This window comes from Devosia sp. (genome assembly GCF_041917035.1).
Lineage (GTDB): Bacteria > Pseudomonadota > Alphaproteobacteria > Rhizobiales > Devosiaceae > Devosia_A.
Genome location: NZ_JAYRYM010000151.1, coordinates 1 through 9,502, shown reverse-complemented (window position 1 = coordinate 9,502; position 9,502 = coordinate 1). Strand labels below are relative to the sequence as shown.

Here is a 9,502-nt window from a genome sequence, read left to right as displayed (position 1 = left end):
TGCGCGAATTGTTCGCGGCCGATCCCGATCGCTTCAAGACGTTCTCGGCCAAGGCCGGCGACCTGCTGCTCGACTACTCCAAGAACCGGATCGACGAGCGGGCGATGAGTGCGCTGTTCGACCTCGCTCGCGCCGCCGGTGTCGAGGAGCGGCGCAACGCCATGTGGGCCGGGGAGCACATCAATACGACCGAGGATCGCGCCGTGCAGCACATGGCGCTGCGCTACCGGGGGAGCAAGCCGGTCAGGATCGACGGCAAGGATGTGATGCCCGAGGTGCGCGCCGTGCTGGCGGCGATGAAGGCCTTTTCCGAGCAGGTCCGCGACGGTTCGCTCAAGGGGGCGACCGGCGAGAGCTTCACCGACGTGGTCAATATCGGCATCGGCGGCTCCGATCTCGGGCCGGTGATGGTGACGCTGGCGCTCGAGCCCTATACCCGCGCCGACCTGCGCGCCCACTACGTCAGCAATGTCGACGGCGCGCACATGCACGACACGCTGAAGCGGCTCGACCCGAGGCGGACGATGTTCATCGTCGCGTCGAAGACCTTTACCACCGACGAGACGATGACCAACGCGGCCTCGGCCCGCGCCTGGATCGCCAACGCTTTGGGCGAGGCGGCGGTGCCCGAGCATTTCGCGGCGCTCTCCACCAATCTCAAGGCCTGCGCCGATTTCGGCATCAAGGCGGAGCGCATCTTCGGCTTCTGGGACTGGGTCGGCGGCCGCTATTCGGTGTGGTCGGCCATCGGCCTGCCGGTCGCCATCGCGGTGGGATTCGACACTTTCGAGGCGTTCCTCCAGGGCGCCTACGAAATGGACCAGCACTTCCTCAAGACCAGGCTGGAGAAGAACCTGCCGGTGATCATGGGACTGCTGGGGGTGTGGTATCGCAACGCCTGGGGGTTCTCGACCCACGCCGTGCTGCCCTACGACCAGCGGCTCTCCCGTTTTGCCGCCTACCTGCAGCAGCAGGACATGGAGAGCAACGGCAAATCGGTGACGCTCGCCGGCAAGCCGGTCGACTATCCCACCGGCCCGATCATCTGGGGCGAGCCGGGCACCAATGGCCAGCATGCCTTCTACCAGCTGATCCACCAGGGCACCGACGTCATCCCGGTGGATTTCCTCGTCGCCGCGCAGCCGCACGAGGCGATGCCGCCGCACCACGACAAGCTGGTGGCCAACGTCTTCGCGCAGTCCGAGGCACTGATGCTGGGCAAGAGCAAGGACGAGGTGGTGGCCGAACTCACCGCGCAGGGGCTCGACAAGGCCCGGATCAAGGCGCTGACGCCGCACAAGCTGTTCCCGGGGAACCGGCCGTCCAACACCCTGATCTATCCCAAGCTGACGCCGGAGCGGCTGGGCAGCCTCGTGGCGCTCTACGAACACAAGGTGTTCGTCCAGGGCACAATCTGGGGCGTCAACTCCTACGACCAGTGGGGCGTTGAACTGGGCAAGCAGCTCGCCAAGGCGCTGCTGCCCAAGGTGCAGGGGACGGAAAAGGCGACGGGCCACGACAGCTCGACGCGCGGGCTGGTGGACGCCTACCTCAAGATGAAGGGCTGAAGGCGGGGGGACCCGCAGACCGCCCGACGGCCGGGGCAGGGCTCCAGGCCCGACGGATCGGTGCAATTGTCTGCATCGCCATTCCGCCGCAATGCAGTCCAGAGCAGGCCATAGTGGCTCCGTAGCGTCGATGCCTCGCAGCAGGTCGGGGGCCACCGATGACTGAGCAGCCTTCCATGCCACCGTTCGACACGGACACGGCAAGCGCCTTCGCCCGCCACAAGAGCCGTTTCCTGTCGCGCAACCTCGATCGCTGCGGCTACCTGCGGGTCGACATGCGACCGGCGCCGAACGGGGATCGGCTGGTGTTCGCGGCGAGCTTCACGCTCGATGCCGTGCGGCGCTGGCACAAGGTCGAGTCCGCCGTCGACCTGCCGCTCTCGGACGATGTGGAGGGAGCCTTCGCGGCGCTGTTCGAGCAGCTGGAGGATGGCATCGGGACGGCCCGCATCGCGCAGCTGTTTGCGCCGCTGGGGGGCGCGGGGCGGCAGCTCTCCGACTAGGTGAGTCCCGCTGCGACAGGGCGGCGGGCGTTCGGGGTTCTCCCCTCTACGCGCGCCGGCAGGCCTGTCGCTCAGCGGTGGATGAACAGCAGGATGATGATGATCAGCCAGATCGGTACGCCGAGCAGCCAAAGTCCCAGGGCACGAAACATGTCGGTTCTCCTTCCCGTTCAGGCCCGGCGAAATACGTCGCCGAAGGCGATTTTGCCGTCCCGGTGGTTGCCACCCATCTGCGCCGCCCAGAAGGCCCCGGCGGCGCTGACCAGCAGCGACGCGGCGACGAGAAACGCAGCGACAACCCCGGTGCGGCGGGCCGCCTCGGCTGCCCGCGCAGCCTCAACCCGCGCCCTGTCGATAGCGGCGAGCGTCGCCTCGACGCGGGCGCCGGCCTGATCCGGAGCAAGCCCGGTGGCGCGGCCGACGAGTTGGGCGAGGTCGCTGCGGTCGACGTCATCGAATTCGCCTCCGGCAGCGAGGCGAGCCACGATCCGGCCGGCTTCGTCCCGCAGGAGAGTTCTCTCCGACAGCGCGGAGGTCGTGCCGGCCTCGGCCGCGGCCGGCAGGTCGGCGGACCGGAACAGCCTGTCGGCGAGATACGCTCCGGGGGCGAGCGCCTCGCCGGCTTCGTCGGCCGCCGAGCCGGCCAGGGCGGTCGCCGCGGAGCCCGCGCTGCCGGCAATCGCGGAGAGACCGCCGGCCGCGATCAGGGCGCCGATCATCAGTGCCCCGGCCCAGACGAGCAGGCCGTGCGCTCCGTCGCGGACATCGACTTCGTGCTCGGTGGCATCGTTGACGCGCCGGCGCAGCCGGCCGGCCAGGTAGGCGCCGGCCGAAAAGCTCGAGACCTGCACCCAGAGCAGCCAGCTTGCGGCAGCGACCGCCACCCAGATCGGCGCGACGTCGTCGGCCGCCTCGAAGCTGGCGTAGTTCAGTCCGATCGCCGAGCCGAAGGTGAGCAGGACCAGCGAGATGGCCGAGGCGAGCAGGATGCCGGCGACGATCGCGGACCAGTCGACATACGAGGCGGTGCCATTCGTCGGGAGTGCGGCGAAGGTCCCGGTTGAGGTCGGTTCTGTCATTTCTATCCCCTCAGCGCAGGCCGAAGAAGGACAGGATCGCCATGATGACGACGACCAGACCGACCAGATAGATGATGCCATTCATGGCGCGGCTCCTTGAAAGCGGGGCATGAACCGCACAACCACCCAAGCCGGCAAAGGTTGCCTCACCACCGGCGCTTCCGCAGTTCACCGCGGCGGCTCAGCCGGTGTCGCGCCTTCGGCAGGACCCGTACCGGTCCGGATGGTCGCCTCGCCGTTCCTGGCCTCTTGCCTGACCGACTGACGCAACGCCTTGAGTTCGTGGCTGCTGAGCTTCTCGGCGCCGACGAGGCGATTGTCGGCGCGGCTGACCGCGACGATGAGGTCGTCCAGCTTGGCCTGCAGCGCCTCGCTGTCGCGGTTCTGCGAGTGCTGCAAGACGAAAACCATGAGGAAGGTGACGATCGTGGTGACCGTGTTCACCACCAGTTGCCAGGTGGTGGAAAAGCCGAAGAGCGGACCGCTGGCCGCCCAGTCGACGATCAGCCCGACCGCGACAAGGAACGCCGCCGGCCGCCCGGCGCCGACGGCCACCGCGCTCGAGAACCTCTGAAACAGTCCACCCTGCATGTCGACACCCTTGCGATCCGATCCCGTGGCCGGACCAACCCGCCCGCAGGCGGCTGGTTCCGATACGACGGCCGATTCAAGGGGATGCGATGGTACGCCCGCCGGGATTCGAACCCGGGACCATCCGATTAAAAGTCGGATGCTCTACCACTGAGCTACGGGCGCATCGGAGCCGCTGGGCGGATCGGCGCGGAACATAGAGATCGTCCCCGCGCTGTCAATGGACTTGACCGCCGCCGTCCGCCGTCAGTTCAGCAGGGGAAGCGGGTCGCCGGAGAACGCCACGGCCTCGCAGGGGATGCCCTTGCGGGTGAGTTCTCCGCACAGTTCGAGCGCCGAGGCCCGGTCCAGAACCGGTCCGGCGACGAGCCGCTTGCCCCCCGGTCCCTCGGACTCCCCGAGGATCGGGCTCATGCCGACCAGCGCGGTGCCGGCGAGGGCCAGGACCTCCTGCCAGCGCGCCTCCGCCTCATCGGGACGCACCGGGAAACCGATGGCGAGCCCGATCGTGCCGGAGGGTTCGGGGAGCTCCGCAGGCATCGGCGTATCGACCGGAACGAGCCGGAGGCGCACCTCGTCGGAGCCCGGCACGAGCGGACGCTGCTGCACCATGACAAGGCCGCCATCGACCTCGAAGGTGATCGGCTTGTCGCCGATCGCCGCAGTCTCGGTCGGGTCGGGGGCCGCCGGCGGCGGCTCGGCGGCGACCGGCGTCGCGTCGATCGCGCCGGTGGGCGTCGGATCGATGGGCTGCAGCGCCGGCTCGGCCGGCCGCTGGGCCTCGTACTGCGCCTCGATCAGCGCGGGCAGGCTGATCTCCAGCGCCCCGACCCGCCGGGTGATCTCGCCGGTGCTGTCCTCGGTCAGTGCGAAGCGTTGCTGCAGCTGGCTGGCATCGCGCTGCATGCGCGCCGCCTCCGCGCCGAGGGTCGCCACTTCGGCCCGCAGCTGGTTGAGGGTACTGCCCTCGAGACGCGAGGCATGCAGGGCGCCGTAGACGCTTGCGGGAACCAGCGCCGACAGGTTGGCGCTCAGCACGGCGATGCCCCACGCAACGAGGGCGACGATGCCCCACACGGTGACGTCGGACGAGCGAAACTGATCTGCGGCCTTGGCCAAGAGGGGGATCTCCGAGCGCCCTACGAATCGAGCGCCACACAGTTTACCACTCACTAACCGCGTTATCGGATTCCCAACATCTTGGTGCCATAAACGCAGGGGAAACCACGACCCCGAAGAGGGCGCGCTGCATGACGGAACTGCTGTCGATCATCCTGGCCGCGGGCGAAGGCACCCGCATGCGCTCGGCGCGGCCCAAGGTGCTGCACGAGATCGGCGGGCTGCCCCTCGTGGCGCATGTGCTCGAGGCGGCGCGAGCCGCCGGCTCGACGCGCATCGCGGTGGTGATCGGCCCCAACCACGAGGCCGTGCAGGCCGACCTGTCGGCGCGCATGCCGGCATTGTCGTTCGCCAGCCAGACGCAACGGCTCGGCACGGGACACGCGGTGCGAGAAGCGCGGGCGGCCTTTGCCGACGCCATGGGCAATGTCATCGTGCTGCTCGGCGACGCGCCGCTGATTGCGGCGCAGACGATCGCCGAGGTCGCCGCGCGGCTCGATGCCGGAGCCGACATCGCGGTGGTCGGGTTCGAGGCCGCCGACCCCACCGGCTACGGGCGCATGATCACCGATGGCGGGCAACTGCTGGCGATCCGCGAGCACAAGGACGCCTCCGAGGCCGAGCGGCGGCTGGCGCTGTGCAATTCCGGGATCATCGGCTTCCGGGCCGAGGTGCTGCGCAGCGTGATCGACCGGATCGACAACAAGAACGCCAAGGGCGAGTTCTACCTCACCGATGCCATCGAGATCGCCAATGGCGACGGGCGCCGGGTCGAATTCACCCGCGCCGACGAGCGCGAGGTGCAGGGCGTCAACGACCGCGCCCAGCTGGCCAAGGCGGAGGCCCAGTTCCAGGCCCTGCGCCGCGACGACTTCATGGCATCGGGCGTGACGCTGAAGGACCCCGGCACGGTCTACTTTTCCTACGATACTGAGATCGGCCGCGACGTGGTGATCGAGCCCAACGTGGTGTTCGGCCCGGGCGTGAGGATCGACGAGGGCGCGGTAATCCACGCCTTCAGCCATCTCGAGGGGGCGCATGTCGGGCCGGGAGCCTCGGTGGGGCCGTTCGCGCGGCTGCGGCCGGGCGCAGACCTCGCCGATGGCGCCAAGGTGGGCAATTTCGTCGAGGTGAAGAACGCCAGGGTCGGCAAGGGCGCCAAGCTGCCGCACCTCAGCTATGTCGGGGATGCCGAGGTGGGGGCGAGGGCGAACCTGGGCGCCGGCACCATCACCTGCAACTATGACGGGGTGAACAAGTCGCGGACGGTGATCGGGGACGGCGCCTTCATCGGCTCGAACGCCTCGCTGGTCGCGCCGGTGTCGATCGGGGCCAATGCCTATGTCGGCTCGGGCAGCGTCATCACCCGCGACGTGCCGGCCGATGCCCTGGCAGTGGCCCGGGCGCGGCAGGAGAACAAGGACGGCTACGCGCCGCGGCTCAAGGCCAGGGCGCTCGCCATCAAGCAGGCCAAGGCGGCCAAACCAGCATCCTCGGGCAAGTAGGAGAGCATCGCATGTGCGGCATTGTCGGAATCATCGGTGTGGAACCCGTCGCGCCGCGCCTCATCGATGCGCTGAAGCGCCTCGAGTACCGCGGCTACGACAGCGCGGGCGTGGCGACGCTGGAGCATGGCCGGATCAGCCGGCGACGGGCCGAGGGCAAGCTCGGCAACCTGGCGCAGAAGCTGAGTTTCGAGCCGCTCGACGGCAATATAGGCATCGGCCACACGCGCTGGGCAACGCATGGCGCGCCGACCGAGGGCAATGCGCATCCGCATGCTACCGAGAAGGTCGCGGTGGTGCACAACGGCATCATCGAGAATTTCCGCGAGCTGCTCGCCGACCTCGCGACGGATGGTTACCTGCCGAAGACGCAGACCGATACGGAATCGGTGGCGCTGTGGGTGACGCGTGAGCTCGACCGTGGGCTCGACCCCGAGATGGCGGTGGCGCGGACGCTCAAGGTGCTGCGCGGGGCTTTTGCGCTGGCCTTCATGTTCAAGGGCGAGGAAGCGCTGCTGATCGCCGCCCGCAGCGGGGCACCGCTCGCCATCGGTTTCGGCGCCACCGAGATGTACCTGGGCTCCGATGCCATGGCGCTGGCGCCGTTCACCTCGCGGCTGTCCTACCTGCTCGACGGCGACTGGGCGGTGCTGACCAAGAAGGGCGTGGTGATCCGGGACGGGACGGATGCCATCGTGCAGCGCGAGACTCTCGTTTCCGCCGCCTCGGCGCTGCTGGTCGACAAGGGCAACCACCGGCACTTCATGGCCAAGGAGATCTACGAGCAGCCCGAGACGGTGTCGCACACGCTCAGCCATTTCGTCGACATGGGCGCCGAGCGCGTGGCGCTGCGCGAGACGCTGCCGTTCGACTTCGCCAGGCTGTCGCGTCTCACGATTTCCGCCTGCGGCACGGCCTACTATGCCGGGCTGGTCGCCAAGTACTGGTTCGAGCGCTATGCGCGGCTGCCGGTGGATGTCGACGTGGCGTCGGAGTTCCGCTACCGCGAGCCGCCGCTGGAGCGAGGCGGCCTGAGTCTGTTCATCTCGCAATCGGGCGAGACCGCCGACACGCTGGCGGCGCTGCGCTATTGCGCGGGAGAGGGCCAATATGTGGCATCGCTGCTGAACTCGCCGGAATCCACCATGGCGCGGGAGAGCCAGGTGGTGTTCCCCACGCTCTGCGGACCGGAAATCGGCGTCGCCTCGACCAAGGCGTTCACGGCGCAACTCTCGGCCCTGGCGAGCCTTGCGGTGGCAGCCGGCGTGGCGCGCGGGGTGATCTCGCGGGAGCAGGAGGCGGCGCTGGTGCACAGCCTCGTGGCGCTGCCGAGCGCGATTTCCGCGGCCCTTGGCACCGAGGCGGAGATCGAGCGCATCGCCAAGGGGCTGTCGAAGGCCAAGGACGTGCTCTACCTGGGCCGCGGACAGATGTTCCCCATCGCCATGGAAGGCGCGCTGAAGCTTAAGGAAATCAGCTACATCCACGCCGAGGGCTATGCCGCCGGCGAGCTGAAGCACGGGCCGATCGCGCTGGTGGACGAGTTGATGCCGGTGATCGTCGTGGCGCCGTCGGACGAGCTGATGGAAAAGACCCTCTCCAACATGCAGGAGGTGGCGGCGCGCGGCGGCAAGATCATCCTGATCACTGACGAGGAGGGCGCCCGGACGGTCGGGCACGGTGTCGCCGAACTGATCGTACTGCCGAAGGTTTCGAGCTTCGTCGCGCCGATCCTCGCCACCATCCCGGTGCAATTGCTCGCCTATCACACGGCGACCTTCATGGGCACCGATGTCGACCAGCCGCGCAATCTCGCCAAGTCCGTGACCGTTGAATAAGCCGTTCTTCGAACAGCAGCCCGAGCTCAACGTCTTCGGCGAGCCGCTGCGACCCTGTTCGATGAGCCCGCTGACCGGGTTCTTCCGCACCGGCAGCTGCATCACCGGGCCGGACGGGCAGGCCCGGCACACCGTGTGCATCGAGGCGACCGAGGCGTTCCTCGCGTTCTCGAAAGCGCGCGGCAACGACCTCTCGACGCCGATGCCGGAATACGCCTTCCCGGGCCTGAAGCCCGGCGACCGCTGGTGCCTGCTGGCGCCGCGCTGGGTCGAGGCGCTGGAGGCCGGGCAGTCGCCGAGGGTGGTGCTGGCGGCAACGCACCAGTCGGTGCTGCGCTATGTCGAGATCGACGTGCTGCGGCGGTACGCGGTGGAGTGACGGGCTACGTCGCCAACAGAACGCAGTCGATCCGCAGATGCCGGGCGGCTCGCGCCATGCCGTGATCGAGGGTAACGATCGTCCCGTCTATTGCCGAAGCAGTCGCGACGTGGAGGGCATCGCCACTGCGAAGGCCGCTTTCCACCTGAGCCGCCAGGTCGGCGGCGAGCCGGAAATGGGCGGTGGTCACCTCGAGGCGCACCAGGGACTCCCGCAGCAAGTGGTCGAGCTCAAGTCGCGACTGCAGTTGCTCTTCCGGGGTGAGCTGGCGCGTGCGGACCTTGAACGACAGTGCCGCGGAGAACTCCGTCAACCCCCACTCACTGACAAGCACCCCTTCTGCCCCGTGCCCGGCCAACCAGTCTTGAGCGACCGCGGTGAACTTCTCGCTCGTCAGGGCGGCAACGAGAACCGAGGTGTCGAGAAGGAAGCTCAATAGCGCTCCTCGTCGCGCATTCGCCGAATGAAATCTCCGGCGCTTTCTTCCTGATACGTCATGTTGGCGGTCAGGGCGCGCAGTCGCTCGACGTCGATCGGCTTCCGAGGCGGCTCCGCAACCAAACGTGCAACTATCTTGCCGCGACGCTTGATCGCCACTGACTGTCCGGCTTCGGCCTCGGCAAGCAGTTCACTCAACTTGGCTTTGGCCTCAGCAACTCCGACGGTGCGCATCATCGTCTCCTGACCATCAAGATGGTCATATAGCACTCAGCCGGCCCGGAGCAAAGGAATGGCCAGGTCCTTGCGGAACAGGTAGAGCAGGGTGCGGAGCGCTTCGCCTTCCCGACCGGTAAGGCCCGGGTTACGGGCGAGCGCCGCCTTGGCGTCGTCGTGAGCCCATTCGAGCAGGTGTCGGTGCACGTCGGGGACGGCGAGGTGGTAGCCGGGCATGCCGGACTGGCGGGTGCCGAGCAGGTCGC

The 9,502-nt window shown here is 68.2% G+C and carries 12 protein-coding genes and 1 tRNA gene; 5 read left to right on the top strand and 8 right to left on the bottom strand.

Annotation, left to right across the window (positions count from 1 at the left end):
• Positions 1-1,568: glucose-6-phosphate isomerase (gene pgi / locus ACE3TU_RS14900; protein ID WP_374625532.1), on the top strand; the 1,568-nt coding region annotated here is incomplete at its 5' end.
• A 158-nt stretch (positions 1,569-1,726) separates the two neighbouring features.
• Complete coding sequence (locus ACE3TU_RS14895) at positions 1,727-2,071, top strand: hypothetical protein (RefSeq protein WP_374625530.1); 345 nt, start codon at positions 1,727-1,729, stop codon at positions 2,069-2,071.
• 170 nt (positions 2,072-2,241) lie between these two features.
• Here ACE3TU_RS14895 and ACE3TU_RS14890 read toward each other — a convergent pair whose 3' ends face one another.
• The 5 genes from ACE3TU_RS14890 to ACE3TU_RS14870 form a co-directional block, all read right to left on the bottom strand.
• Positions 2,242-3,150: a hypothetical protein gene (locus ACE3TU_RS14890; protein WP_374625528.1), complete on the bottom strand. Its 909-nt coding sequence runs from the start codon at positions 3,148-3,150 to the stop codon at positions 2,242-2,244.
• A gap of 10 nt (positions 3,151-3,160) precedes the next feature.
• On the bottom strand, positions 3,161-3,322 hold the full coding sequence (locus tag ACE3TU_RS14885) for a hypothetical protein (RefSeq protein ID WP_374625526.1): 162 nt from the start codon (positions 3,320-3,322) through the stop codon (positions 3,161-3,163).
• Positions 3,319-3,741 (bottom strand): low affinity iron permease family protein, encoded by a 423-nt coding sequence (locus ACE3TU_RS14880; protein WP_374625524.1) that lies wholly within the window; start codon positions 3,739-3,741, stop codon positions 3,319-3,321. Before ACE3TU_RS14880 ends, ACE3TU_RS14885 begins: the two co-directional genes overlap by 4 nt.
• A 90-nt stretch (positions 3,742-3,831) precedes the next feature.
• A tRNA-Lys gene (locus ACE3TU_RS14875) sits at positions 3,832-3,906 on the bottom strand.
• Between the two features lie 81 nt (positions 3,907-3,987).
• Complete coding sequence (locus tag ACE3TU_RS14870) at positions 3,988-4,860, bottom strand: hypothetical protein (protein ID WP_374625522.1); 873 nt, start codon at positions 4,858-4,860, stop codon at positions 3,988-3,990.
• Between the two features lie 131 nt (positions 4,861-4,991).
• Here ACE3TU_RS14870 and glmU point away from each other — a divergent pair, with 131 nt between their 5' ends.
• The 3 genes from glmU to ACE3TU_RS14855 are packed head-to-tail and all read left to right on the top strand — an operon-like array spanning position 4,992 to position 8,582.
• A complete protein-coding gene (gene glmU / locus ACE3TU_RS14865; RefSeq protein ID WP_374625520.1) occupies positions 4,992-6,365 on the top strand; it encodes a bifunctional UDP-N-acetylglucosamine diphosphorylase/glucosamine-1-phosphate N-acetyltransferase GlmU in 1,374 nt (457 codons plus the stop codon).
• Positions 6,366-6,376: 11 nt separating this feature from the next.
• A complete protein-coding gene (glmS, locus tag ACE3TU_RS14860; RefSeq protein WP_374625518.1) occupies positions 6,377-8,203 on the top strand; it encodes a glutamine--fructose-6-phosphate transaminase (isomerizing) in 1,827 nt (608 codons plus the stop codon).
• Positions 8,196-8,582 carry a DUF2237 family protein gene (locus ACE3TU_RS14855; RefSeq protein ID WP_374625516.1) on the top strand — a complete coding sequence of 129 codons (387 nt, stop codon included), beginning with the start codon at positions 8,196-8,198 and terminating at the stop codon, positions 8,580-8,582. Before glmS ends, ACE3TU_RS14855 begins: the two co-directional genes overlap by 8 nt.
• A gap of 4 nt (positions 8,583-8,586) precedes the next feature.
• Here the strand turns inward: ACE3TU_RS14855 and ACE3TU_RS14850 are convergent, their stop codons facing one another.
• From ACE3TU_RS14850 to ACE3TU_RS14840, 3 genes are all read right to left on the bottom strand, one after another.
• A complete protein-coding gene (locus tag ACE3TU_RS14850) occupies positions 8,587-9,018 on the bottom strand; it encodes a type II toxin-antitoxin system VapC family toxin (protein WP_374625514.1) in 432 nt (143 codons plus the stop codon).
• Positions 9,015-9,254, bottom strand: a complete 240-nt coding sequence (locus ACE3TU_RS14845) for a type II toxin-antitoxin system prevent-host-death family antitoxin (protein WP_374625512.1) — start codon at positions 9,252-9,254, stop codon at positions 9,015-9,017. The genes ACE3TU_RS14850 and ACE3TU_RS14845 overlap by 4 nt, the downstream gene beginning before the upstream one ends.
• Positions 9,255-9,290: 36 nt before the next feature.
• Positions 9,291-9,502: hypothetical protein (locus tag ACE3TU_RS14840; protein WP_374625510.1), on the bottom strand; the 212-nt coding region annotated here is incomplete at its 5' end.